Genomic DNA, 24003 nt, shown 5'->3' on the forward strand with positions numbered 1-24003 from the left:
TCCCCGATCGGACCGGCCAACGGCCGCCGCGTGCCCGGCTAGGCCCTCTTGTCATGAGTCTGTGGTATCCTGCGGCCGATGCAGCGTCCAGTGGCCTTCCGGTCGATGACACTCCGGACGCAGATTAACCTGAGATCCGATGCATCTGGCACTTATGGCGGTGGACAATAACTCCGGCCTCTGCTAACTAGACGGCCTGATTAGCGACGTGAAAGCGGCGCGCCGGTGTCTTTTGCACAGCGCGCCCCAGGCTTGCAGCTGATGACAGAGGCAAGCCGGTTTCGCTTCCGAGTCACACAGCGAGTCCAACTGGGTGAGATCCGGCACCGGATGCGGCAGTCGCATGGGTGCAAGAACGATGGGAAAAAACGCGTGCAGGTTCTGGTCCGCGACAACAATGTCGATCAGGCGCTCAAGGCGCTGAAGAAGAAAATGCAGCGCGAAGGCATCTTTCGCGAGATGAAGCTTCGTGGCCACTACGAGAAGCCGTCGGAAAAGAAGGCCCGCGAGAAGGCGGAAGCCGTTCGCCGTGCGCGCAAGCTGGCGCGCAAGCGCGCTCAGCGCGAAGGCCTTCTGCCGAGCAAGGCTCCGCGCCGCTAGAAAATCCGGACGGGCCTGCGCCTTCTGTCGCATGCTTGCGCAGGGTGTCCTTTGACTGCGGCCGTTCAGGACCTTTCTGACATGCTGCTTCATCGGGATGAGCCGATAGCCCGCAGGCCGTAGAGGCCCGGGGGCAAGGCACGTGCATGCGCGGCAGCCGCCGCGCGGCCCACGCGGCTGCGCCGTCTTTGCATCGCATCCGGGGCAATGCCACAATCCTGACTCAGGACTGACGGCACGGTTCGGAAGAAACGCACTGCGGAATTTGCGCATTGCGGCTTGGACGGTGGCGCCGATAGTCTTGGGTGTGCAAAGTCTGAGGCGAAAACGGAAGTCCGGAAGGGGCAGCGATGCAGATGGCGAAGGTGCAGCACCGGGCCTCCTTGGCCGCAGTGATTTCCTGCGGTCTTCTGCTTTCCGCATGCCAGACTGCCGGGGTTTCCGGCGTTCCCATCGACAGATCGGCCGGGTCGGCCGCCAATATCGATTCGCTGAACGCCGTGATCGAGGCGAACCCGCGCGATGCCGCCGCCTATAACACCCGCGGCATCGCCTACGGCCAGGCGGGCCGGTTCAACAACGCGCTTGAAGATTTCGGTACCGCCCTTCAGCTTGCGCCGAACTCCTACCAGGCCTACGCCAATCGCGCGCTTGTTCATCGCAGGATGGGCAACACCCAGGCTGCGATCTCCGACTACAGCGCCGCACTGCGGATCAAGCCGGACTACGATGTGGCGCTTGTCGGCCGCGGCAATGCCTATCGCACGCTCGGCCGCAACGACATGGCCCTCGCCGATTTCAATGCGGCAATCGCCATCGATTCCAGCAACGCCCGCGCCTATCACAATCGCGGCCTGATTTATCAGGCCCAGGGCCAGCACGCGCGCGCGGTCGAGGACTTCGCGACCGCCATCGGTCTCGATCCCAACGCCGCCGAACCCTATATTGCTCGCGGCGTTTCCTATCTTGCGCTGAACGATCCGAAAGCCGCCTTCTCCGACCTGTCGGATGCCGTCAATCGCGACAAGCGCTCGGCAGTCGCCTGGGCCAACCGCGGACTGGCGTTGGAGCTTCTCGGCAAGCCGAACGATGCCCGGCGCTCGTTCAACCGGGCGCTCGGCATCGATGCCTCCAACGAGATCGCCCGCGACGGCATCGGCCGCCTGGATCGCGGCGGCTGAACGCTCTCACGCTCGGGCGGGCACAGGCCCGCCTCCCCCAAAAAATCCACAAGATTGCCCACAAATATCCACAGGCAACGGCGCCTGCCCGAACGCAATTGTGTGCGTGGACGTGCGCGGCGCATCGCATGCGCATCAGCTGACTGCTGCAGGCGGCGTGACCGGCCGTGACGGGAATGTGCGAAGATCAGGGCGCTGCACTTTTGCACCGGCGTGAAAACACAGCGCGAAAGGAGGCGAACGGTTGCAACCGTTCGCCTCCATTGGTCAGGTCAGCGCAGGGCGACAACGGGTAGCAACACCACGGCCGGCCCGTCGTCGAAGCGATCCGCACGCGGCGCCGCACCGGCGCCGTTGCCGAAGCGGTTGGCAAAGACCCGTCCGCCCGGCGACAGCAACAGTTCGAGCCGGCGCTGATTGGGATGGGACAGGGATGCGAAGGTCTGCGTGCGTGTCGTGGCGGCGCCGGAGATCAGCGCCGGCATCGAACGGTCCGGCAGGGCGGCAAAGACCGCCAGCGGATCCTTGATCACAGGCGCTGGCAGGCGTCCGGACATGGATCCGACACGCGCCGGCTTGCTGTCGTCCGCGCTGCGCCGCCTGGGAACACCGATGGCACCAGTTGCCGCGCTTGTCGCGGTCGCGGCGACGGCCGGTGCATAGGCAAGCGTCGCGGCGTTGAGGTCGCCCTGAGGCTTGCGTGACGGCTGGCCTCCACCGGTTGCCGCGGCAATCGCCGAGGCACCGTCGCTCGGTGCGGGACGCGGAAGGATGCCGCCGTCTGTCGGCCCCTGACGAAGCTCCGCCGTTCTGGGCCGCGGCGTGATGGCGGGAGCGGCACTTGCGACCTGCACCGGCTGCGCCGCAATTTCCGACGGCCCCTCTTCCACGGCGGGAAGTCCGCTGGCAATCCGCTGGGCCTGCGCCTCAAGCGTACCGGGTGCGACCGCACCGGCCGTCGCTGCGGCGACGATGGCGGCAAACCCGGCCGGCTTCGTGCGCGGACGCACGTCCGCCACGACGATCGGATCGGTGACGGTCGGCGCCGCGTCCTCTTCGGCCCCGCCCGCGCTGCGCACGCCCGGCGGCGCCTGCGGCGGAACCGGCGCCGGCGTACCGGCCTGCACCACACGCGAACGCAGCGGAGCCGGTGGGGTCGGCGTGGATGCGGACGAGGTTTCCTCTTCCTCGTCACTCGAGAAAATGCGCGCAATCAGGCCGGGCCCGTTCGAGGCCTGCGTGGTGGGCGGACGCGAAATGCGGCGACCCGCGTCGTTGGAAATATCCGAGGAATTGCGTCGGACGGGCTGCGAGGTGTTGCTGCTGGCGACGACGGTTGCGCGCGAGGCACCGCTCTTCTTGCGCGAGAGCGCCTCGGCGTAGCGCGGCATCTTCTTGCCGTCGGTCGGCACATGGATCGTGTCGCCGCGCGGAAACACCTTGGCGAGCTGGCGCCGCGTCATGCGGGGCCAGTGCCGCACGGTACCGGTGTCCAGATGAACGAACGGCGTGCGCGATGTGGGATAATAGCCGACGCCGCCGACCTCACGACGCAGGCCGAGCGCACGCAGTTTGGAGACGTTCACGCCGGGAATGAAGAAATCCATCGCGCGTCCGCGCGTGTGCTGGCTCTTCTTCGCCACACCGCGCGAACGACGGCGGAGCATGTTGTTTGTCGCCGGCGAGCGATAGCCGGAAACGACATGGATCGCCTTGTTGGTTCCCGCCTTCTGGTAGACCTCCCAGACGAGGTCGAACAGTTCGGGATCCATCTTGGTGATTTCGTTGCGGCGCCAGTCCCGCAAAAAGCGGTTCAGCTCGCGCAGACCCGATGACAGGTACCGGCCGTTCTTCTTGAACGTGATGGAGACCCGTTCCTGCGTATGGGTGTTGTAGAGCTTCAGCGTGCGCGTTTCGGCAGACGCCGGCGCTACCGCAAGCGATGCCACGGACAGGCATGCCGCCAGTGCAATCGCTGCAAGCGAGCGTGTGCGGCATCGCAGCCTGGAGAACAGTGCTTCGAGCAATGTCAGTCTCGCTAGTTTGTCGGCGGGATCGCCGAACACCCGCCCCCCGTCGGACTGGTGTAGGTGAGCGAAGTTAAGAAGCCTTTACCGTATTCAAAAATGAGCGCAAATCGTGGCAATTACGCATCACAATCGAAAAATTTTCACGTTTTCGTTAAAACAGTGGCGACACGCGCCGAAATCGGGCCGCGGCGCGGACCGATCCCGGGCAGCGACAACGCGTTTGACGGGGTCCGGTGCGGCTCGGGCGCGGCTCGACAGAGACGCCCTTCGCCGGTTCTAGCGGTAGAGGTCGTTCGAACCGCGCTGGCGCAGGCGAAACACCCTGGCACGTTGCTCACGCACCGAAAGCTTTTCAACTGTCTTCTTCGGCGCCGCACGACGAACGGGGGCTGCGCGTTTCACCGGATCGGCGACGGCGAACTTCTGCCAGTCCTGCCACCCCTCGATCTCGAGCGCTTTCGTCAGCCTGGCATTGTGGCCGTAGATGTCCGGGCGGCGCTGCAGACGGCCGGCTGCGTCGACATGCGCCGTGAAATACGTCAGATGCACCGGAACATGGCGCTTCAGGTTGACCCGCTTTTCACGTCCACCGATCATCTTCTTCAGCGCCGCCGCATCCCACTGCGGATCGAGCTGCAGGAGCGCATCCGCGAAATCGAAGGGATCCTGAACGCGCACGCAGCCATGGGAGAACGCCCGGCGCGACCGGTTGAACAGGCTCTTCGACGGCGTGTCGTGCAGATAGACGGAATGCCGGTTGGGGAACATGAACTTGATGCGTCCAAGCGCATTGCCGGATCCCGGACGCTGGCGGATGCGCACGGAGCGCAGATTGACGCCGGCCCAGTCGATGGACGACGGGTTGACGACCCGCCCCCCCGCAAGGACCTCGTAATTTCGTGCGCCCAGATAGGCCGGATTGGCACGGATCGACGGCAGAAGTTCCTGCGACGCGATGGAATAGGGAACGTTCCAGTAGGGATTGACGATCACATGGTCCATTTCGTCGGAAAACACCGGCGTCTGGTTCGCCGGCTTGCCAACGACGACCCGCGTTTCGTAGACCTGCGCCCCATCGCGCACAAGGCGCACCTTGAATTCGGGAATGTTGACGGAGACGTGAAACGCCCCGAGATCGCGCGGCAGCCAGCGCCAGCGCTCCATGTTGGCGATGATGTCGGAGATCGCCATGCCGTCGTCGGCGGTCGCGTTCAGCGCCAGCAAAGTGCGCGGCCCGACAATGCCGTCTGCATGAAGTCCGTTTTCCTCCTGAAACGCGAAGACCGCATCCTTCACCGCGGTGTCGAACAGGGCGGGGTCGCTCTCAGCCCCGGCTCCGGCTTCGCTCCCGGCCCGGGTTTGCCCGGTCGGTTCACCGGCCCCCGCATCGACAGCCTCGACCGTCTTTTCAGCCGCCTCTGCGGCCTGCCCGTCCGCCGGCGTCTCAATCGGTTGGGCAGATGCAAGACCGAGCCGTTCGCGCAGCACAGCGACGCGCGCATCCCTCACACCTTCCTTCAGCACCTTGCCAGCCGGCACGACGGGCGGCCCCGTCTCCCCGGCGGCGGCCTTGCGCAATTCGGCGAGTTTCGTCCGCAGCGCCTGAAACCCGCTGTGCGGCGGGTTGTAGCCATCGAGGGCGGCAACGGGATCGGCGCTCGCTGCCAGCGTCTCGAGCACCAGGGCCGCCTCGGGCTTTTCCGGCGAGGCGGTGATGTAGCCCGACAGGCTCGAGGGCTCGACCCGGCCGGCCTGGGCGTGTTCGGCATAGGTCAAAAGGGCTGCCGACAGCGCGCGTTCGAACCGGGCGGCCGCATCGTCGTCAAGCCGCCCGACCCGGGCGAGCAGATCGGCGGAAAGTGCGTAAGCCTCCGCCGACAGGCCGTCTTCCCCGGCCCGTTCCATGCGCGCCACCAGCTGATAGGCACCGAGTGTCGGCGCGCCGTCCCGCGTCCACACCGGTGCGTAATCGCGCGCAGCGTAAAACGCGGCGACGGCCTTGCGCCTGGCGTCGGTCAGAAAGGGCGTCTGCGCGTCCGGATCGGCGCGTGAAGCGGTGTCTTCCAGAAGGACCTGCAAAGCCGTTGCCGGCTGCGCCGTCAAAAGCGACCGCGTGTCCGCCGGACCGGACGACACCGCATCGTCCGTTGCATTGGCAAGGGCGCCGGACACGGCGGCAAGGCCGAAGAACGCCCCTGCAAGCGTTGTACGCACGAGCGTGGAGCAAAAGGTCTTCGGCATGATCGCGGATCCTGAACACGATTGGCGGGTTCAAGAGTCCCGCGAGAACTGGTGTCGTAACGTTACCAAGCCTGCGCGGAGAGGCTGATGCAAGTCACGCGACCGCGATGGCACGCCTATTCGGCAGCCTCCGCGCCATGTGTTGCATCAAGGCCATAGTCTTTCAACTTGCGGTAGAGAGTTGAGCGCCCTATCGACAACCTTCGCGCGACTTCGGTCATCCGTCCACCGTAGTGGTCAATCGCGGTGCGGATCATCTCCGCCTCGATTGAATCGAGTGCGCGCATGTGCCCCTGATCGTCGAGGCAGCGCAGATAGCCGAAGGGCACGCGGGTTTCGCCGGAACCGGCGCTTGCGCCGGCAACCTCCTCACCGCTCGGCTCGGACTGGGTCTGTCCGTCGACGTCCGCCACGGGATGCCGACCGGTCCCGGCGGCAGGCGCAGGCGCATGCGCTCCGGCGCTGCCGGCCGTGGCGTTGGATGCGGCTGCGGAATGACCGGCAACCGAAAGAGCCTCCCCGGCGATATCCACGCCGCCCACGCTTGCCAGAACCTGGGGGAAATCGTCCTTTCGCAGGTGATCTCCCTCGCACAGCACGACCGCGCGGAACACGGCGTTTTCAAGCTGGCGGATGTTGCCGGGCCAGTCGTAGGCCTGAAGCATCGCCACTGCGTCGGGGGCAACGGACGTAATATGCGGACGCCCCTCCTCCGCGACGAAGCGCGCCAGGAAATGGCGAACGAGATCGGGAATATCCTCCCGGCGGTCGCGCAGCGGCGGCAGCCACAAGGGAAAGACGTTGAGCCGGTAATAGAGATCCTCGCGGAACCGCCCGTCCTTGACCAGATCGACCAGACGGCGGTTGGTCGCGGAAATCAGGCGGAAGTCGACCTTCACCGGGCGCCGCGCGCCGATCGGATCGATCTCGCCTTCCTGAAGCGCCCGCAGCAGCTTCACCTGGATGTCGGGCGGAAGCTCGCCGACCTCGTCGAGAAACAGGGTTCCGCCATGCGCTTCCTGAAACTTGCCGATGTGCTTGTCGACCGCGCCGGTGAAGGCGCCCTTCTCGTGGCCGAAGAGGATCGATTCCACCAGATGCTCGGGGATCGCGCCGCAGTTGACGGTGACGAAGGGACGGGCGCGCCGTTCGCTGGTGCCCTGGATGGCGCGGGCGATCAGTTCCTTGCCGACGCCGGACTCGCCCTCGATCAGCACGGGGATCTGCGAATGCGCAGCCCGGCTGCCGACGCGGATGACACGCTCCATCGCCTCAGAGCGCGTGACGATGTCACTGAAGCCGAAGGTGCCGCTCGACTGTTTGTGGATACGGGTGATCTCGCCTTCAAGCGCCTTGATCTTCATGAAGGTGCGGATTGCGACTTCCAGGCGCTCCGGCGAGACCGGCTTGACCACGAAGTCCTGCGCGCCGGCGCGAATGGCATTGACCGCGGCATCGATGCCGGCATGCGCCGTCTGGACGATGATCGGGATCGTCGAACGCATCTCGCGCAGCCGCGCGATCACGCCCATGCCGTCGAGTTCGGGCATCACCAGATCGAGGATCAGAAGATCGATGTCCGCGCCGTCGGGTCCGGAGAGGGCCTCAACGGCCTGCGCGCCGTTCTCGACGGTTCGCGAGCGATAGCCGAAGCGCTTGACCGCTTCCTCGAGCAGCCGGCGCTGCACCGGGTCGTCGTCGGCGATGAGAATGCGTCCGCTGGTCGGGATCATGTGGGTGCCGCGCCTTTCGGATCTCGCCCCTGTGTCAATTCGGGTCACCGTAGCGCCGGAGCGGTAAACAAATCGTCCATCTTTTCCCCGATACGCGAGCGGAAAAGCGATTGAACATTGCCCTTCGGCTGCAATCCACAATATCCAGTAGGAACGACAGACCACTTCAGGACCCTCTCGGAGACCGCATGACATTCCCGCGCCAGAATTCGTTCCCGTTCGCCGCACGGCCGCTCACGACAGGGCCGGCGTTCGCATCCCCAGGCGAGGGAACCGCACATCCGGAAAGCCTCGGGGACCTGCCCGAGTGGAACCTCGCCGACCTCTACCCCGCCCATGACGCGCCGGAGCTTGCCGCCGACATGGCGCGCGCGGCCACCGACGCCGCCGCCTTCGAGGATCGCTACAAGGGCAAGCTGGAGGAAATGGCGACGCGCTCCGGTGCCGAACTGGCGGATGCGCTCAAGGAGATGGAAGCGCTTGACGACCTGATGGGCCGCATCGCCTCCTATGCGGGTCTGTTTTACGCCGGCGACACCACCGATCCGGTGCGCCAGAAGTTCTATGGCGACGCACAGGACAAGCTGACGGCCGCCAGCACGCATCTGATCTTCTTCACGCTGGAACTCAACCGCATCCCCGACGATGTCCTCGATGGCGCGGCCAAGGACCCGGGCCTTGCGCATTATCGTCCCTGGCTCGACGACATCCGCAAGGCGCGTCCCTATCAGCTGGAGGACCGCATCGAGCAGCTCTTCCACGAAAAATCCGTGACCGGGTCGTCCGCCTGGAACCGCCTGTTCGACGAGACCATGGCCGGGCTTCGCTTCGACGTCGACGGCAAGGAACAGGCGCTGGAGCCGACGCTGACGCTTTTGCAGGATCCCGACGGAGCCACCCGCAAGGCGGCGGCCGAGGCACTTGGCAAGACCTTCAGGGAAAACCTGTCGACCTTCACGCTGATCACCAACACGCTGGCCAAGGACAAGGAAATCTCCGACCGCTGGCGCGGCTTCGAGGACATCGCCGACAGCCGCCACCTTTCCAACCGTGTCGAGCGCGAGGTGGTCGATGCCCTGGTGGAGGCCGTGCGCGCCGCCTATCCGGACCTGTCGCATCGCTATTACGCGATGAAGGCGAAGTGGTTCGGTACGGACGTGATCGACTACTGGGACCGCAATGCGCCGCTTCCCTCCGCAGACAGCCGCAAGATCCCCTGGGAGGAAGCCCGTGCGCTGGTGCTGGAAGCCTACGGCCGCTTCTCGCCGAAAATGGCCGGCATCGCCGACGATTTCTTCTCCAAGGGCTGGATCGACGCACCCGCCCGCCCCGGCAAGGCGCCCGGCGCCTTCGCCCATCCCACGGTGCCCAGCGCCCACCCCTACGTCCTGCTTAACTACCAGGGCCGCACGCGCGACGTGATGACGCTCGCCCACGAGCTTGGCCACGGCGTTCACCAGGTGCTCGCCGCGCCCAACGGCGCGCTGATGGCCCCGACCCCGCTGACGCTTGCCGAGACCGCCAGCGTCTTCGGCGAGATGCTGACCTTCAAGGAGTTGCTGGCGACGGCGGAAACCCCGGAGCGCCGCAAGATCCTGCTCGCCGGCAAGGTCGAGGACATGCTCAACACGGTGGTGCGCCAGATCGCTTTCTACAGCTTCGAGCGCAAGGTCCACGCCGCGCGCCGCGAGGGAGAACTGACCTCGGAGGCGATCTGCGATCTCTGGATGTCCGTGCAGGGCGAAAGCCTCGGGCCGGCAATCCGATTCGGCGACGGCTACGAGACCTTCTGGACCTATATCCCGCACTTCATCCATTCGCCCTTCTATGTCTACGCCTATGCCTTCGGCGACTGTCTGGTGAACTCGCTCTACGCCGTCTACGAGGGGGCCGAGGACGGTTTCCAGGACAAGTATTTCGCCATGCTCTCGGCGGGCGGCACCAAGCACCATTCGGAGCTGCTGGCGCCCTTCGGACTGGATGCCAGCGACCCCGCCTTCTGGTCGAAGGGCCTGTCGGTGATTTCCGGCTTCATCGACGAACTGGAACGTCTGGAGGACTGATGCCGGCACAGCAGGCCGACGGCGACACGGCGGTGCGCGCGCCCTTCGCGCATACGCCCTATGACGGCTCGTCGAAACCCTTCACCGTCGGGTTGATGCCACTCGATCCGCGCGAGTGGATCGAGCCGGACGGCCGCTTCGCCGAACAAATGGCCGAGAAGGACCGCCTGTTCGCCGGAGCCGGCGAGGCTCCGGTGTTCCTGGCGGAACCGGACACACATGCCGCGCAGGCGGAAGTGCTTGAGATGCTGCGACACCATCTGCCGCAGCGCTTCCCCGACCTCTACACACCGACAGCGACCGGCCTCCACCTCGCCGCGACCGGACGCGACATCGACCTGGACACGTCCGGCGCGCCACCGCTCAAGACGGCGGCCCGCCTGGTTCAGGAAGATCTCGTACTCATGCGCAAGGGCGAAGACGGCTACCGCCTTGCAGCCGCCGCGCTCTGCTTTCCCTCTTCCTGGTCGCTTGCTGAGAAATTCGGCCAGTCGATGACCGGGATCCACGAGACCGTGCCGGGCTTCAACGGGACGCGCATGGGCATGATGGTGGCGCGGATCTTCGACAATCTCCCGGTGGACCGCCCGTCCTGGCGGCTGAACTGGTCGCTTTATTCCGGCGCGGCGCTGCACCAGCCTCACGCCAAGCGCATCGACGCGGAGGCGACCGACCCGAACCGCATGGACCGGCATGCGCTGACGGGCACCGGTGCAAAGATCCCGCTGTTCGTGCGCGTCGAACGCCAGACCCTGCGGCGCCTGCCCAAAAGCGGCGATATCCTTTTCACCATCAAGGTGCACCACGATCCGGCAACGGCCTTCGCCCGACATCCGCAAGGCGCGGAGCTTGCCGAAGGGCTGCGTGCGCAACTGGAAGCGCTCGATGCCGACCAGCTCGCCTACAAGGGCCTGACCGGCGCGCGCGACACCATTGCCGCACGTCTGCGAGATCTCGCAAAGACCGCCGCCGGGCAGTAACGCCCCCCGCCCCGGACAATCCGGTCTATGCTGGCAGACGTAGATCCCGGTGATGGTGGCTCCCCGCCTCCACCGCCACCCGGCAATCCCTTCTCAACGGAGACCTCTTTCGCATGTCGACAACACCGCCTCGCGACCGGGAACAGAACCGCATGAGCGCGAGGGTCGGGCGCTATGCGCGGGTCGGCGCGAACATGAGCGGGCTGGCGGCGAAGCTCGCCGGAGCGCGCGTCTTCGGCTATCAGGTCGACAACGAAAAACAGGCGGCCGAGCTGGCGGCGGCCCTTGGCGGTCTCAAGGGGCCGCTGATGAAGGTGGCGCAGCTTCTGTCCACCATCCCCGATGCGATCCCGCCGGAGTATGCGGTCGAGCTGGCGCAGCTGCAGTCGGATGCGCCGCCGATGGGCTGGCCCTTCGTCAAGCGCCGCATGTCGGCGGAACTCGGCCGCGACTGGCAGTCGCGCTTTGCCGAATTCGACCGCGCGCCGGCCGCCGCCGCCTCGCTTGGCCAGGTGCATCGCGCGGTCTCGAAAGACGGCGCGCCGCTCGCCTGCAAACTGCAATATCCCGACATGGCCTCGGCGGTGGAAGCGGATCTCAGCCAGCTCGGCCTGTTGTTTTCCGTTCACCGGCGCATGCAGCCGGCGATCGACACACGCGAGATCGCCCAGGAAATCGGCGAAAGGGTGCGCGAGGAACTCGACTACAAGCGCGAGGCGAAACAGATCGCCGCCTACAGCGAGATCTTCAAGGACGAGCCGCGCATTCGCGTGCCCGAGGTCCATGACACGCTGTCCACCGGCCGTCTCCTGACGATGAACTGGCTGGACGGGGCGCCACTGCTGTCGTTCCGGGACGCGCCGCTGGAAGATCGCAACCTGCTGGCGGAAACGATGTTCAAGGCCTGGTGGCATCCCTTCAGTCATTTCGGGATGATCCACGGCGATCCGCATCTGGGCAATTACACGGTGTTTTCGCAAAGCAGCCGGCCGGCCGGCATCAACCTGCTCGACTACGGCTGCATCCGCATCTTTCCGCCGGAGTTCGTCGCCGGCGTTGTCGATCTCTACCGCGGTCTGCTGGAAGAGGACGATGCGCTGGTCGTCTCCGCCTATGAGCGCTGGGGCTTCAAGGGGCTGACCCGCGAACTGATCGAGATCCTCAACATCTGGGCCCGTTTCATCTACGGACCGCTGCTTACCGACCGGGTGCGCTCCATCGCCGACGGGGTCAAGCCGGCGGAATACGGACGGCGCGAGGCGTTTCGCGTGCACAAGGCGCTCAAGGAAAAGGGCCCGGTCACGGTGCCGCGCGAGTTCGTCTTCATGGACCGCGCAGCCATCGGTCTCGGCGGCGTGTTCCTGCATCTTCGCGCGGAAATGAACTTTTTCCGCCTGTTCAACGAACAGATCGAGAATTTCGAAACCGCCGTGGTGGAGAAGCGACAGACGGAGCTTCTCGGCTCGGTCGGCCTTGCCGGCTGAGCCGAAGGTTTCGGCAGCGCGCGCCGAACGACCGCAATGCAAAACTGCGCGTTGCCGTGGGAGGCGTAGCTGCTATAAGTACGCGCAACCGCTTAACTGAGCCATTCAAGAGGAACCCATGTCCGATCAGACGACACCGGCAATGGATTATGACGAGCACGAGCGTACCTACGCCGGCTTCCTGAACTTCTCGAAGGTGGGCACTGTCGCCTTGATCAACGTGATGATCTGCCTTCTGCTGCTGACCTTCGGCGGCGGTGCGGCCGCGTTCTTCGGAACCGTCTTGATGATCGCAACGCTGATCGCTGCCGGTATCGGCCTGTTCGCGGGCGCCAACGGCTGGATTCCCTCCGCCGTGATCACACTGATTTCGAGCCTTCTGGCGGTCATCACCCTCGCGTGAGGCGCCGCATAACATTCATATCCATTTGAGACTGGGAGGAGACAGCCGATGAAACTCGCAGTGCCCCGCGAAAGCGAGGCAGGGGAAACGCGCGTCGCCGCCACGCCCGACACGGTGAAACGCTTCGTCGCGCTCGGATTTGACGTCACCGTCGAGAAGGGCGCGGGCGCTCTGTCCCGGATCGTCGACGCCGACTTCGAAGCGGCCGGCGCGACTCTCGCCGCCGATGCCAAGGCCACCCTTGCCGATGCCGACGTCGTGCTCAAGGTCCGCCGTCCCTCCACGGAGGAACTGGGCCTGATGAAGAAGGGCGCGATCGTCATCGCCAGCATGGATCCCTATGGCCACGACGACGCGGTCAAGGCCATGGCCGAGACCGGCATCGCCGCCTTCGCGATGGAATTCATGCCCCGCATCACCCGCGCCCAGTCGATGGACGTGCTCTCCTCGCAGGCCAACCTCGCAGGCTATCAGGCGGTGATCGACGCGGCTGCCGAATACGACCGTGCGCTTCCGATGATGATGACCGCCGCCGGCACCGTGCCCGCGGCGCGCGTGTTCGTCATGGGTGCGGGCGTGGCCGGACTTCAGGCGATTGCCACGGCGCGCCGTCTCGGCGCCGTCGTTACCGCGACCGACGTTCGCCCCGCCGCCAAGGAACAGGTGGAATCGCTGGGGGCGAAATTCGTCGCCGTCGAGGACGAGGAGTTCAAGCAGGCCGAAACCGCCGGCGGCTACGCGAAGGAAATGTCCGACGAGTACAAAAAGAAGCAGAACGAGCTGGTGGCGACCCATATCGCCAAACAGGACATCGTCATCACCACGGCGCTGATCCCCGGGCGGCCGGCGCCGAAGCTGGTCGACAAGGACATGGTCGCCGCGATGAAGCCGGGATCCGTGATCGTCGACCTTGCGGTCGAGCGCGGCGGCAACGTCGAGGGCGCCAAGCCCGGCAAGATCGCCAAGTCCGGCGACGTCAAGATCATCGGGCATCTGAACGTGCCCGGACGGATCGCGGCCTCCGCGTCGACGCTCTACGCGAAGAACCTCTTCGCCTTCGCCGAGACGCTTGTCGACAAGGACGCAAAGGCGATCGCGGTCGATTGGGACGACGAACTCGTCAAGGCGACCGTCCTGACCCGCGACGGTCAGGTCGTGCATCCGGCGTTTGCGCCGGACACCAAATAAGAGGGGGTCCAGATGACGGAACAAAACGCCACTGAAGCGCTCGAACGCGCCAGGGCTGCAGCCGAGACGGCCCGCGAGGCGGCTGAAACCGCGCAAGCTGCGGCCAACGCCGCGCAAGGCTATGCCGATCAGCTCGCAGGCGGAATGGGAGACTCGCTCGCACAGGCCGCCTCTGCGGCCACCGGCGGAGCGATCGATCCCTTCGTCTTCCAGTTCACGATCTTCGTGCTGGCGATCTTCGTCGGCTACTATGTCGTGTGGTCGGTGACGCCAGCGCTTCACACGCCGCTCATGTCGGTCACCAACGCCATCTCGAGCGTCATCGTCGTCGGTGCCTTGCTCGCCGTCGGCGTCGATCTGGCGGCCGAGGGCGCAGGCTACGCACGCGGCTTCGGTTTCATTGCCCTGATCATGGCCAGCGTGAACATCTTCGGCGGCTTCCTGGTCACCCAGCGCATGCTCGCCATGTACAAGAAAAAGCAGAAATAGGAGGCCGGACACATGCTTTCCGCCAATGTCACGGCCGTCCTCTATGTGATTTCGGCTGTTCTCTTCATCCTTGCGCTGCGCGGGCTGTCCAGCCCCGAGACGTCGCGCCAGGGCAATTTCCTCGGCATGACCGGCATGGCCATCGCCATCGTCACGACGCTGCTTACCGCAGCACCGGGCGCCGGCGGCCTGCTGATGATCCTTGCCGGTCTCGGCATCGGCGGCGCCATCGGCGCCGTCACCGCCAAGCGGGTGCCGATGACGGCCATGCCGCAGCTCGTCGCCGCCTTCCACTCGCTTGTCGGCATGGCGGCCGTGTTCGTGGCCGCCGGCGCGCTCTATGCGCCGCAGGCCTTCGGCATCGGCGTGACCGGTGCGATCCCCGGCGCGAGCCTGGTGGAAATGTCGATCGGCGTCGCCATCGGCGCGATCACCTTCACCGGCTCGGTCATCGCCTTCGCCAAGCTCGACGGACGCATGTCGGGCGCGCCGATCATGCTGCCGATGCGCCATGCCATCAACGCCGGCCTTGCGCTGCTGATTCTCGTGCTGATCGTCGTCTTCGTACAGGGCGAAAGCCACACGGTGTTCTGGATGATCGTGATCCTGTCGCTGATCTTCGGCGGCCTGATCATCATCCCGATCGGCGGCGCCGACATGCCGGTGGTCGTTTCCATGCTCAACTCCTATTCGGGTTGGGCTGCGGCCGGCATCGGCTTCACGCTCGGCAACATGGCGCTGATCGTCGTCGGCGCGCTGGTCGGCTCCTCGGGTGCGATCCTGTCCTACATCATGTGCAAGGGCATGAACCGCTCCTTCATCTCCGTCATTCTCGGCGGCTTCGGCGGCGACAGTGTCGCGGCGGCGGCCGGCGGTGCAGAAGAGCGCCCGGTGAAGCAGGGCTCGGCCGAAGACGCGGCCTTCATCATGAAGAACGCCGGCAAGGTGATCATCGTGCCGGGCTACGGCATGGCGGTTGCCCAGGCACAGCATGCGCTGCGCGAGCTGGCCGACACGCTGAAGGAAGAAGGCGTCGAGGTGAAATACGCCATTCACCCGGTCGCAGGGCGCATGCCCGGCCACATGAACGTGCTTCTGGCCGAGGCGCAGGTGCCCTATGACGAGGTCTTCGAGCTGGAGGACATCAACTCCGAGTTCTCCCAGGCCGATGTCGTCTATGTGATCGGCGCCAACGACGTGACCAACCCGGCCGCGCGCGACGATCCGCAATCGCCGATCTACGGCATGCCGATCCTCGATGTCGACAAGGCCGGCACGGTGCTCTTCGTCAAGCGCGGCATGGGCTCCGGCTATGCCGGCATCCAGAACGAGCTGTTCTTCCTGGACAAGACGATGATGCTCTTCGGCGACGCCAAGAAGATGACCGAGGGCATCATCAAGTCGATGTAGACCCTTCCGACCGGATCCGAAGGGAACCGGACGACACACAAAAAACGCGGCGTCCGGGCATCGGGCGCCGCGTTTTGGTTTGTGCTGCCACTCTTGCCGCGCCGTTTTCCCGGCACGACGACACCCGTGTCAGGCGTCGTTGGCGGGTCCGGCCATGCCGAGCGCATGCATGTAGAGATCGAGGATCGCTTCCTCTTCCTCGCGCTCATGCGGCTGCTTCTTGCGCAGGCTGATGATCTTGCGCAGGATCTTGATGTCGAACCCCGTGCCCTTGGCTTCCGCGTAGACATCCTTGATGTCGTCGGCAATGACCTTCTTTTCTTCCTCGAGACGCTCAATGCGCTCGACAAAGGCACGCAACTGGTCGCCGGCAACACCGCCTGGATCGGACATGGATGAACACTCCTTGATCGTTTGACACTGGTTCGAATGTGGAGAGCCGGAAACGGCGCGGACTTCTCCTTGCGCGCATTTTGCGGCGAATTCAAGCTCCGCGAACGAACACGGAACACTTATGCACACGGCCTCCCCAGGGATCAGTCGTGCGGCCTGGCTTTCTCGAAGGCCGCGGTCTGGTCGGGCGTCGCCTCGGTCTGATAAGCGGCCTTCCACTCGGCATAAGGCATGCCGTAGACGATTTCGCGCGCCGCGTCCTTGTCCAGATCGAGCCCGCCTTCGCGCGCCGCGTCGACATACCAGTTCGACAGGCAGTTGCGGCAAAAGCCGGCGAGATTCATCATGTCGATGTTCTGCACATCCGTGCGGTTGCGCAGATGCGAAACCAGACGGCGAAACACCGCCGCCTCAAGTTCGATACGTTTCGTGTCGTCGATCCCGGCCATTGTGTCCTCCTGAGGTGGATTGGAAAAACTCTCGTTTGCGCGTCGCTCACGCACTTCGCGAACCGTGGTGCCTGATTTCCCCGAGCCCGGGGAACGTTTCCAGCAGTTGCCGCAGCAGCGGCACGAGCCGGTCCGCCCATTCGGCCACGCCGGCCGCGTCGCCGATCAGGTCCTGCCGCACCTCCAGCAGCGCATGGGCGAGACCGCGCACGGTCCCGTGCCGGTACATGCAATCGTTCTTCAGCGCCCCGTCATAAGGCTCGTTGTCGCCGACGACCAGATCGGGACATTCCCGCAGGCGCTCGAGCAGCGGACGGGCGAAGCGGGGGTCGTTGTCCCACAACACGCCGGCATGCCAGGGGCGCGGAACGCCGCGCCACACCGGCGTGAAACTGTGAACCGACAGGATCGCGGGCGGATGGCCGGCGCCAATCGCGGCGTCGATTTGCTCTGCAATCGCCGCGTGATAGGGGCGATGATAGGCAGCGAGACGACGCTCGCGCTCCGCAGCGTCATGGTCCGCGTTTCCCGGAACCACCGCACCGTCGGACAGACGCATCACCAGTGTCGGGTCGTCCTCGCCGCGATTCGGATCGATCAGGAGACGCGAGAAGGTCGAAAGCACAGCGGGCGCGTTCAGGGCGCGGGCGAGCGCGAACGTCAGTGCCCGCACGCCGATATCGTAGGCAATGTGCCGCTGAAATGCCGCTTCGGGCAAACCGAGCGTGCCATAGGCCCGCGGCACTGCATTGCCGGCGTGATCGCACAGGATCAACAGCCCGCTGTCCGGGGCGCCGGGCAGGCGTTCGACCGCGGACAGGTCCGGGTCGGGAGCGGGGGGAAGGCAGACGGGCACGTTCATGCCCCCGATATGGGGCAATGCAACGCCCCCACGCAAGATCCCGTGCCATCGAAATCCCGTCGTCTACGGGAAACCATGGCAGACAGGGCCGTCTCCATTCCCTAAGGTTGTATTCAATTGCGCGAATCGACCCAAGGCGGAGATCCCGGGACCGGATGCCGGACACATCATCACACACACAGTGCCTGCGCACCCGGCTTGCCTCCCTCTTCGACACGGCAGTCGCCGCCGCACGGGCGGAGAACTGCCTGCCCCCGCATCTTCCCGCGCCGCAGGAAAACGGCCGCATCATCCTGCTGGCCGCGGGCAAGGCCGCCGGCGCCATGACGAATGTCGCCGAACGTGTCTATCTCGATGACTTCGGCCTCGCGCCCGAGCGCCTGACCGGCCTGTGCGTAACCCGCCACGGCTATGCCCAACAGACCCGGCAGATTCCCGTCATCGAGGCCGGGCATCCGGTTCCCGACGCGGCCGGCGTGGAGGCCACCCGGCAATCTCTCGCCATCGCGCGCGCCGCGCGGCCCGGCGACCACATCGTGGTGCTCCTGTCCGGCGGCGGCTCGGCCAACTGGGTAGCCCCGGTCGACGGCGTGTCGCTGGAAGACAAGCAGGCTGTCACCCGGGCGCTGTTGCGTTCCGGCGCGGCCATTGACGAGATCAACACGCTGCGCCGCCACCTGTCGCGCATCAAGGGCGGCCGGCTCGCCGCGGCGCGTGGCGCCGGTTCACTGATGACGACGCTGGCGGTCTCCGACGTGCCGCATGACGCGGCCATTGCAATCGCCTCCGGGCCGACGCTTCCTGACCCCTCCACGCTCCTGGATGCCCGCGCGCTGCTCGCACGCTACGTTGCGACCCCGCCCGCAAGCGTCGTCGCCGCGCTTGACGACCCGCGCAACGAAACGCCCAAGCCGGGTGACCCGCTGTTCACCGACACGCGTTTCGAGATCGTCGCGCGTCCCGCGCTGTCGCTCGAGGCCGCGGCACAGGCCGCGCGCAACATGGGCTACGAGACGCGGCTTCTCGGCGACAGTCTTGAAGGCGAGGCATCCGAGGTGGCCGCCGCGCAGGCCGCGCAGGCGATCGCGCTCGCCGAAGCCGGCCGCCGCTGCGTGCTGTTGTCGGGCGGCGAGCTGACGGTCACCCTGCGCGGGGACGGACGCGGCGGACCAAATCAGGAATATGCCCTGGCCCTCGCGCTTGCCCTTCGCGCCCATCCGGCCGTCTTCGCGGTCGCCGGCGACACCGACGGAACCGACGGCGGCGCCGGGGCCGCCGACGATCCGGCCGGCGCGCTTGTGGACCCGACAACGCTTAGCCGGGCCAAGCGCAAGGGTCATGATGCCGCCTCATTTTTAGCGAGAAACGACAGCACGGGCTTTTTCGAAGCCCTGAATGATCTTCTTCGACCCGGGCCGACTTACACCAACGTCAACGACTTCAGGGCTGTCATCATTGACAAGCCCGAAGCCCGTCGGCCATAAGATGACCCGCATGGTCGTGGCACGAGAAATCGCATGATGACAACAGCCGCAAGGCATCGGCGCACCACGGCGACACGCAAGCTCCGTTGGGGAGTGGCTCCTGTCGGCTTGGCGGCGTTTCTAACGGTTTTTCTTTCGCTGTTCTCCGCCACTCCGGCGCAGGCCGAGCTCCGGCTGTGCAACAAGACCGAGAGTCAGGTCGGCGTTGCAATCGGCTACCGCGAGGACGAGGCCTGGGTGACCGAAGGGTGGTGGAACCTGCCGGCCAACTCCTGCGAGACGCTGGTGTCCGGATCGCTGGTGTCACGCTTCTATTACATTTATGCGGTCGATTACGACCAGTTCGGTGAATGGGGCGGACGTGCATTCATGTGCACCCGCGAAAAGGAATTCACCATTTCGGGAATTGAGGATTGCGTGGCGCGCGGATTCGAGCGCACGGGATTTTTTGAAATCGATACAGGCGAACAAAGCAGCTGGACGGTCCAGCTGACTGAGCCGGTGCAAACAGGAACGGGTGGACGATGAAGCGTGACAGACGGGTCAAGATACTTGCAACTCTCGGACCCTCTTCATCGGACCCCGCGACAATCGAGAAACTCTATCTGGCCGGCGCCGACGTCTTTCGCATCAACATGAGCCATGCAGATCACGACCGGCTGAACTCGCTGGTCAAGACGATCCGTGAGATCGAGACCAAGGTCGGCCGGCCGATCGGCATTCTCGCGGATCTCCAGGGCCCGAAGCTGCGCGTCGGCACCTTCGAGGGCGACAGCGCGGTGCTCGAGAACGGGGCAACCTTCACGCTCGACAGCGATCCGGCTCCGGGATCGGTCGCGCGCGTGCACCTGCCCCACCGTGAAATCCTGGACGCGCTCGAGCCGGGCCACCGCCTGCTGCTCGACGACGGCAAAATCCGCCTGCGTGTGCAAAGCTGCGATGCCAAACACGCGACGACCACCGTCGAGGTCGGCGGCACGCTGTCGAACCGCAAGGGCGTGAGCGTTCCCGATAGCGAGATCCCGGTCGGCGCACTGACGCCGAAGGACAGCAAGGATCTCGACGCGGCCCTCAAGGCGGGCGTCGACTGGGTGGCGCTTTCCTTTATCCAGCGCCCCGACGATCTTGCCGAAGTGCGCAAGGTCACGCGCGGCAAGGCCGGCATTCTCGCCAAGATCGAGAAGCCCCAGGCCATCGAACGCCTGTCGGAGATCATCGATCTGTCGGATGCGCTCATGGTGGCGCGTGGCGACCTCGGCGTCGAAATGCCGCTGGAGCGCGTCCCCGGCCTGCAAAAGCAGATCGTGCGCGCCTGCCGAAAGGCCGGAAAGCCGGTGGTCGTCGCGACCCAGATGCTGGAATCGATGATCACCGCCCCGGTTCCGACCCGCGCCGAGGTTTCCGACGTTGCCACCGCCGTCTTCGAAGGCGCGGACGCCGTGATGCTGTCGGCCGAATCGGCCGCCGGCGATTTCCCCGTGGAAGCGGTGGAGACAATGGACCGCATCGCCAGCGAAGTGGAGCAAGATCCGAACTACCGCGGCATCATTCACGGTCAGCGCCAGGAGCCGGAACCCACCGGCGCCGATGCCATCGCTGCCGCCGCCCGGCAGATCGCCGAGACGCTGAACCTCGCCGCCGTGGTCTGCTACACGACGTCCGGCGCCACGGGCCTGCGCGCCGCGCGCGAACGCCCGGCGGTCCCCGTCATCGTGATCTCGCCGGTGCTGGAAACGGCACGGCGACTTGCCCTTGCCTGGGGTCTGCACTGCGTCGTCAGTGACGACGCCAAGGACGAAAACGACATGGTCGACCGCGCCTGCCGCATTTCGTTCCAGGAAGAACTCGCCAAGCCCGGGCAGCGCATCATCACGACCGCCGGCGTCCCCTTCGGAACGCCCGGTTCGACGAACATGCTTCGCATCGCCTTCATCGGAAGCGACGGCAGCAGCGGCCTCTGATTTTCAGGACGCTCCGGCGTCACTCAGGACGACGACACCAATGAGCGCGCCCGCCGGTCAAAGCCGCGCGGGCGCGTTTTGCGTTTCGCCGGTGCCGTCGCTGGCGTCGGGCGCCTTCGGCGTGATGGCGACGTCCCCCGCGCTGCGTCTTGCCTCGTCGCCGTAGACCCGGGCGATCACCGCCTCGATCTCGCGCACCACCGCGTCCGTGCGCGTGTGGTGCGGCATGTGTCCGGCGCCGGCGAGATCGACGCGCCAGGCGTTCGGCAGGTCGCGGACAAGGCCGGCGGAATGGATATCGGGATAGACGATCGTATCCGCATCGCCGGTGATCACCGCGGCCGGCTGATCGATCTGCGGATAACGGGGGGCAGCCTCGCTCACCTCAGGTTTCAGCCGCGCGACATCGCGGGCGTTGGCGAGAAAACTGTGCGGACGAAACAGCAACGGCAGACCGATGGACTGTCCGTAACCCTCCGGCGCGGGTTCGGGGGCGAACACGCTCTCAACGCCGTTCGACGCGACCAGCGAGGCGACGGCCGGCGCCAGCGTGTGGGAAAACAGCGGCCCGAGGACGGGCATTGCCGCCAGGTCGTAGTACCAGTTCACGCCGCCTGGCCAGGGATGGCTGGCCGGCGCGACAAACACCAGTCCGGCGAAGGTCCCGGGCGCCTGCAGCGCGAGTTGCGCGACCACCGCCCCGCCCCAGGAATGACCGATTGCAACCGAGCGGTCGATCCCCAGGTCGCGCACAAGCCCGGCGATCAGCGCCGCCTGTCGCGCGGGACTGTGGGCCTCGCCCCCTCCGCGCTGTGAATAGCCATGACCCGGCCGGTCCACGAAAATCAGCCGATAGCGCTGCGACAAGGCGGGAAAGAACGCGGTCACCGGGTCGCGCAGGTTTGCGCTTGCGCCATGCACGAAGAGGAGAACCGGATCTTCCGCTTTCCAGCCCTGCGGCACGTGATCGACATAGTGAAGGGCGACGTCGTCGATTGTCCGTGTGACGCCAAGCGGAGGATAACGCGCTTCCGCGACGGCCTTGCGTTGCGCGGCGTGAAGGGCGAGCGCGCCGAGAATGATGGCCGTTGCGGCCAGAACGAATAGAAAAACAATCATCCAGAGCCTAATGACACACCTCACGTTTGCGAAAAGACGGTTTCAGTGCCCCGGCGCGCCCCTGGAGCGGCAGCAAAGCGGTGTCGTCTCCGCACAAGCATCCCCGATATCGGAATGTCGAACGCACAGTCAGGTTGGCGACCCGGCAGACTCGGCCGCAAGATCCTCTATCGCCTTACGTGCGCTTTCGCTTGCCGGATGTATCTTGAGGACTTCCTCGAAGATCCGCATCGCTTCCTGGTCGCGGTCGAGACGGCGCATGATGATGGCAAGCCCCGACATCGCGCCCCAGTGGCGCGGCTCCAGGGCGAGCGTGCGTTCAATGTCGGCAATGGACCGGCCGAAATCCTGTTTGATATAGAAGACTGTCGCCCGGCGATTCCACCCTTCCGCATAATCCGGCGCGAGGCGGGTGACCATGTCGAGAAGGTCGAGCGCGAGACCGTTGTCTTTTGCCTTCATCGCAGTGCCGGCCCGCGACATCAGGAGATCGACGGTCGCGCTTCCGGATTGCATCCATTTGCGCTGGATCTTGGCGACGATCGGACGGGCCGCCGATGCCGAGGAAGCCTCGGCGAGCGCATTGAAATGCGCGTCGACATCGCTTTGCGCCGGCTCTTCGTCGGGGATCGCGGTCTGTGCACCCGATTCGATCCCGCTTTCGGGAAGCGGCGCGAGATCTTCCATCGCCGGCGGCGCGGCCTCCGGCGGCAGAACACCCGGCGGCTCACCCTGCGCGAGGGCGGGACCGGTCAAAACAGAAAAGAAAAGGACAACGCTAAAAGGCCGCATACCGGTGATTATGGATCACCGATTGCGGCCGTCAATGGCGTGCGGCGGATTTGCCGGTCGCGGCCTCGCACGAAAGCGTGCGAAGCGACGCTCGACGTCAGCCCTGGCGTGCCTTGAAGCGCGGCGCCTTCTTGTTGATGATGTAGACGCGCCCCTTGCGACGAACCATGCGGTTGTCGCGATGCCGGCCCATCAGCGCCTTCAGCGAGTTCTTGATCTTCATCGTCTTCGTCCTCGTCGACGGAACCCCGCTTGCGCGGTGTCCGGCATGATCAAATGGCGCTCATGCGCCCGTTTCGCCAGGATCCGGCGCGCGAGACACCCTGCGCGCATCCCCCACCGGGATTGCGGATCCGTCTGGCGGGTGCTTGTCCGATCCGACCCAACGGTCCGGACGAGAAAATGGTGGGCGTGACAGGGATTGAACCTGTGACCCCTACGATGTCAACGTAGTGCTCTCCCGCTGAGCTACACGCCCGAGACTTTCTGAATGCCCGTGATGGCCGCTGGACGACTCATACCGGGAAGTCCGGTCACCGCGCCGACCAAGCGGCGGCGGTGGCAAGCGATATACCGAGGTTCGAAGACCGGTGCAAGCCCTCTCGGCAAACTTCTTTTTTCCCTGTGACCGCAGTGGAAAACCCTGCCCCTGCCATTGGTGACGGGTGCGCCCGTTCCCTCAGGCAACGAGCATGCGCTCGACCTCAAGCACGAGGTCCTTGAGGTGGAACGGCTTCGACAGGACCTTCGCATCCTTCGGCGCCTGCGAATCCGGGTTGAGCGCCACGGCTGCAAAGCCGGTGATGAACATCACCTTCAGGTCGGGGTCGAGCTGCGTCGCGCGCCGCGCCAGCTCGATGCCGTCCATTTCCGGCATCACGATGTCGGTCAGAAGCAGGGAGAAAGGCTCTTCGCGCAACCGCTCGTAGGCGCTTTTCCCGTTATCGAAAGAAACGACGTCATAGCCGGCTTTCTGCAACGCCTTGGCGAGAAACCGGCGCATGTCGTTGTCGTCTTCCGCGAGTAGGATCCGTGTCATTCGCTCCGTCCGTCCTGCTTGGCACCGTCGCGCGTCCTGTCGGAAGTCGCGACTGCTCGCCCGGCGCGCGCCGCCGCGGCAAGCGCTCAGGGCCGTTCCGGG

General features: G+C 65.4%; 22 protein-coding genes and 1 tRNA gene. 12 read left to right on the plus strand and 11 right to left on the minus strand.

The features are described from left to right. The first annotated feature begins 372 nt into the window (after positions 1-372). Together rpsU and G572_RS0116570 are read left to right on the plus strand one after the other, a co-directional pair. On the plus strand, positions 373-600 hold the full coding sequence (rpsU, locus tag G572_RS0116565; RefSeq protein WP_029059436.1) for a 30S ribosomal protein S21: 228 nt from the start codon (positions 373-375) through the stop codon (positions 598-600). 356 nt (positions 601-956) lie between these two features. Beyond that, complete coding sequence (locus G572_RS0116570) at positions 957-1781, plus strand: tetratricopeptide repeat protein (protein WP_029059437.1); 825 nt, start codon at positions 957-959, stop codon at positions 1779-1781. A gap of 272 nt (positions 1782-2053) precedes the next feature. Here G572_RS0116570 and mepK read toward each other — a convergent pair whose 3' ends face one another. The 3 genes from mepK to G572_RS0116585 all read right to left on the minus strand — a co-directional run bounded on the left by mepK (position 2054) and on the right by G572_RS0116585 (position 7785). Then, the gene (mepK, locus tag G572_RS0116575; protein ID WP_051242541.1) at positions 2054-3808 is read right to left on the minus strand and encodes a peptidoglycan L,D-endopeptidase MepK; all 1755 of its coding nucleotides are present in this window, start codon (positions 3806-3808) and stop codon (positions 2054-2056) included. 279 nt (positions 3809-4087) lie between these two features. After that, a complete protein-coding gene (locus G572_RS24355) occupies positions 4088-6052 on the minus strand; it encodes a L,D-transpeptidase family protein (RefSeq protein ID WP_051242543.1) in 1965 nt (654 codons plus the stop codon). Between the two features lie 116 nt (positions 6053-6168). Next, positions 6169-7785, minus strand: a complete 1617-nt coding sequence (locus tag G572_RS0116585; RefSeq protein ID WP_029059439.1) for a sigma-54-dependent transcriptional regulator — start codon at positions 7783-7785, stop codon at positions 6169-6171. A gap of 188 nt (positions 7786-7973) precedes the next feature. Here G572_RS0116585 and G572_RS0116590 point away from each other — a divergent pair, with 188 nt between their 5' ends. The 7 genes from G572_RS0116590 (at position 7974) to G572_RS0116620 (ending at position 15802) form a co-directional block, all read left to right on the plus strand. Then, positions 7974-9848: a M3 family oligoendopeptidase gene (locus G572_RS0116590; RefSeq protein ID WP_051242545.1), complete on the plus strand. Its 1875-nt coding sequence runs from the start codon at positions 7974-7976 to the stop codon at positions 9846-9848. After that, positions 9848-10828 (plus strand): heme-dependent oxidative N-demethylase family protein, encoded by a 981-nt coding sequence (locus G572_RS0116595; RefSeq protein ID WP_051242546.1) that lies wholly within the window; start codon positions 9848-9850, stop codon positions 10826-10828. Before G572_RS0116590 ends, G572_RS0116595 begins: the two co-directional genes overlap by 1 nt. A gap of 113 nt (positions 10829-10941) precedes the next feature. Continuing rightward, positions 10942-12312: an ABC1 kinase family protein gene (locus G572_RS0116600; RefSeq protein WP_029059442.1), complete on the plus strand. Its 1371-nt coding sequence runs from the start codon at positions 10942-10944 to the stop codon at positions 12310-12312. A gap of 118 nt (positions 12313-12430) precedes the next feature. Beyond that, positions 12431-12715, plus strand: a complete 285-nt coding sequence (locus G572_RS0116605) for an aa3-type cytochrome c oxidase subunit IV (protein WP_029059443.1) — start codon at positions 12431-12433, stop codon at positions 12713-12715. A 48-nt stretch (positions 12716-12763) separates the two neighbouring features. Next, complete coding sequence (locus tag G572_RS0116610; RefSeq protein ID WP_029059444.1) at positions 12764-13903, plus strand: Re/Si-specific NAD(P)(+) transhydrogenase subunit alpha; 1140 nt, start codon at positions 12764-12766, stop codon at positions 13901-13903. A gap of 12 nt (positions 13904-13915) precedes the next feature. Next, positions 13916-14392, plus strand: a complete 477-nt coding sequence (locus G572_RS0116615; protein WP_029059445.1) for a proton-translocating transhydrogenase family protein — start codon at positions 13916-13918, stop codon at positions 14390-14392. Between the two features lie 12 nt (positions 14393-14404). Then, positions 14405-15802, plus strand: a complete 1398-nt coding sequence (locus G572_RS0116620; RefSeq protein WP_029059446.1) for an NAD(P)(+) transhydrogenase (Re/Si-specific) subunit beta — start codon at positions 14405-14407, stop codon at positions 15800-15802. A 129-nt stretch (positions 15803-15931) separates the two neighbouring features. Here G572_RS0116620 and G572_RS0116625 read toward each other — a convergent pair whose 3' ends face one another. The 3 genes from G572_RS0116625 to G572_RS24360 all read right to left on the minus strand — a co-directional run bounded on the left by G572_RS0116625 (position 15932) and on the right by G572_RS24360 (position 17506). Continuing rightward, the gene (locus tag G572_RS0116625; protein WP_029059447.1) at positions 15932-16195 is read right to left on the minus strand and encodes a DUF2312 domain-containing protein; all 264 of its coding nucleotides are present in this window, start codon (positions 16193-16195) and stop codon (positions 15932-15934) included. Between the two features lie 143 nt (positions 16196-16338). Then, entirely contained in the window at positions 16339-16644 is a 306-nt protein-coding gene (locus G572_RS0116630) for a DUF1244 domain-containing protein (protein ID WP_029059448.1), read from the minus strand. A gap of 46 nt (positions 16645-16690) precedes the next feature. After that, positions 16691-17506, minus strand: coding sequence for an N-formylglutamate amidohydrolase (locus tag G572_RS24360; protein ID WP_037546990.1), 816 nt, complete (start codon positions 17504-17506; stop codon positions 16691-16693). 155 nt (positions 17507-17661) lie between these two features. Between G572_RS24360 and G572_RS0116640 the strand changes: the two genes are divergently transcribed. Genes G572_RS0116640 through pyk form a run of 3 tightly spaced genes read left to right on the plus strand, consistent with a single transcriptional unit; the run spans position 17662 to position 20951 of the window. Continuing rightward, positions 17662-18990, plus strand: a complete 1329-nt coding sequence (locus G572_RS0116640) for a glycerate kinase type-2 family protein (RefSeq protein WP_029059449.1) — start codon at positions 17662-17664, stop codon at positions 18988-18990. Between the two features lie 33 nt (positions 18991-19023). Then, positions 19024-19518 (plus strand): DUF1036 domain-containing protein, encoded by a 495-nt coding sequence (locus tag G572_RS0116645; protein WP_084650229.1) that lies wholly within the window; start codon positions 19024-19026, stop codon positions 19516-19518. After that, positions 19515-20951 (plus strand): pyruvate kinase, encoded by a 1437-nt coding sequence (gene pyk, locus G572_RS0116650; RefSeq protein WP_029059451.1) that lies wholly within the window; start codon positions 19515-19517, stop codon positions 20949-20951. The genes G572_RS0116645 and pyk overlap by 4 nt, the downstream gene beginning before the upstream one ends. Before the next feature lie 57 nt (positions 20952-21008). Here pyk and G572_RS0116655 read toward each other — a convergent pair whose 3' ends face one another. The 5 genes from G572_RS0116655 to cpdR all read right to left on the minus strand — a co-directional run bounded on the left by G572_RS0116655 (position 21009) and on the right by cpdR (position 23901). Further along, positions 21009-22070, minus strand: a complete 1062-nt coding sequence (locus tag G572_RS0116655) for an alpha/beta fold hydrolase (RefSeq protein WP_029059452.1) — start codon at positions 22068-22070, stop codon at positions 21009-21011. A gap of 129 nt (positions 22071-22199) precedes the next feature. After that, positions 22200-22757 carry a tetratricopeptide repeat protein gene (locus G572_RS0116660; protein WP_208979126.1) on the minus strand — a complete coding sequence of 186 codons (558 nt, stop codon included), beginning with the start codon at positions 22755-22757 and terminating at the stop codon, positions 22200-22202. Between the two features lie 202 nt (positions 22758-22959). After that, complete coding sequence (gene ykgO, locus G572_RS0116665) at positions 22960-23085, minus strand: type B 50S ribosomal protein L36 (protein ID WP_029059454.1); 126 nt, start codon at positions 23083-23085, stop codon at positions 22960-22962. A gap of 180 nt (positions 23086-23265) precedes the next feature. Next, a tRNA-Val gene (locus tag G572_RS0116670) sits at positions 23266-23340 on the minus strand. Between the two features lie 201 nt (positions 23341-23541). After that, positions 23542-23901: a cell cycle two-component system response regulator CpdR gene (gene cpdR, locus G572_RS0116675; protein WP_029059455.1), complete on the minus strand. Its 360-nt coding sequence runs from the start codon at positions 23899-23901 to the stop codon at positions 23542-23544. Between the last annotated feature and the right edge of the window lie 102 nt (positions 23902-24003).

Origin of the sequence: Stappia stellulata DSM 5886 (assembly GCF_000423705.1) — a bacterium.
Lineage (GTDB): Bacteria > Pseudomonadota > Alphaproteobacteria > Rhizobiales > Stappiaceae > Stappia > Stappia stellulata.

What these genes read in the sequence shown, in the direction of transcription:
- G572_RS24360 (WP_037546990.1), bottom strand. Translation starts at nt 17,506, where the DNA reads ATGAACGTGCCCGTCTGCCTTCCCCCCGCTCCCGACCCGGACCTGTCC.
- G572_RS0116620 (WP_029059446.1), top strand. Translation starts at nt 14,405, where the DNA reads ATGCTTTCCGCCAATGTCACGGCCGTCCTCTATGTGATTTCGGCTGTT.
- G572_RS0116640 (WP_029059449.1), top strand. Translation starts at nt 17,662, where the DNA reads ATGCCGGACACATCATCACACACACAGTGCCTGCGCACCCGGCTTGCC.
- pyk (WP_029059451.1), top strand. Translation starts at nt 19,515, where the DNA reads ATGAAGCGTGACAGACGGGTCAAGATACTTGCAACTCTCGGACCCTCT.
- G572_RS0116595 (WP_051242546.1), top strand. Translation starts at nt 9,848, where the DNA reads ATGCCGGCACAGCAGGCCGACGGCGACACGGCGGTGCGCGCGCCCTTC.
- G572_RS0116625 (WP_029059447.1), bottom strand. Translation starts at nt 16,195, where the DNA reads ATGTCCGATCCAGGCGGTGTTGCCGGCGACCAGTTGCGTGCCTTTGTC.
- G572_RS24355 (WP_051242543.1), bottom strand. Translation starts at nt 6,052, where the DNA reads ATGCCGAAGACCTTTTGCTCCACGCTCGTGCGTACAACGCTTGCAGGG.
- cpdR (WP_029059455.1), bottom strand. Translation starts at nt 23,901, where the DNA reads ATGACACGGATCCTACTCGCGGAAGACGACAACGACATGCGCCGGTTT.
- G572_RS0116660 (WP_208979126.1), bottom strand. Translation starts at nt 22,757, where the DNA reads ATGGAAGATCTCGCGCCGCTTCCCGAAAGCGGGATCGAATCGGGTGCA.
- G572_RS0116630 (WP_029059448.1), bottom strand. Translation starts at nt 16,644, where the DNA reads ATGGCCGGGATCGACGACACGAAACGTATCGAACTTGAGGCGGCGGTG.
- G572_RS0116600 (WP_029059442.1), top strand. Translation starts at nt 10,942, where the DNA reads ATGTCGACAACACCGCCTCGCGACCGGGAACAGAACCGCATGAGCGCG.
- G572_RS0116645 (WP_084650229.1), top strand. Translation starts at nt 19,024, where the DNA reads ATGATGACAACAGCCGCAAGGCATCGGCGCACCACGGCGACACGCAAG.
- G572_RS0116655 (WP_029059452.1), bottom strand. Translation starts at nt 22,070, where the DNA reads ATGATTGTTTTTCTATTCGTTCTGGCCGCAACGGCCATCATTCTCGGC.
- G572_RS0116590 (WP_051242545.1), top strand. Translation starts at nt 7,974, where the DNA reads ATGACATTCCCGCGCCAGAATTCGTTCCCGTTCGCCGCACGGCCGCTC.
- G572_RS0116610 (WP_029059444.1), top strand. Translation starts at nt 12,764, where the DNA reads ATGAAACTCGCAGTGCCCCGCGAAAGCGAGGCAGGGGAAACGCGCGTC.
- G572_RS0116570 (WP_029059437.1), top strand. Translation starts at nt 957, where the DNA reads ATGGCGAAGGTGCAGCACCGGGCCTCCTTGGCCGCAGTGATTTCCTGC.
- G572_RS0116605 (WP_029059443.1), top strand. Translation starts at nt 12,431, where the DNA reads ATGTCCGATCAGACGACACCGGCAATGGATTATGACGAGCACGAGCGT.
- G572_RS0116585 (WP_029059439.1), bottom strand. Translation starts at nt 7,785, where the DNA reads ATGATCCCGACCAGCGGACGCATTCTCATCGCCGACGACGACCCGGTG.
- ykgO (WP_029059454.1), bottom strand. Translation starts at nt 23,085, where the DNA reads ATGAAGATCAAGAACTCGCTGAAGGCGCTGATGGGCCGGCATCGCGAC.
- G572_RS0116615 (WP_029059445.1), top strand. Translation starts at nt 13,916, where the DNA reads ATGACGGAACAAAACGCCACTGAAGCGCTCGAACGCGCCAGGGCTGCA.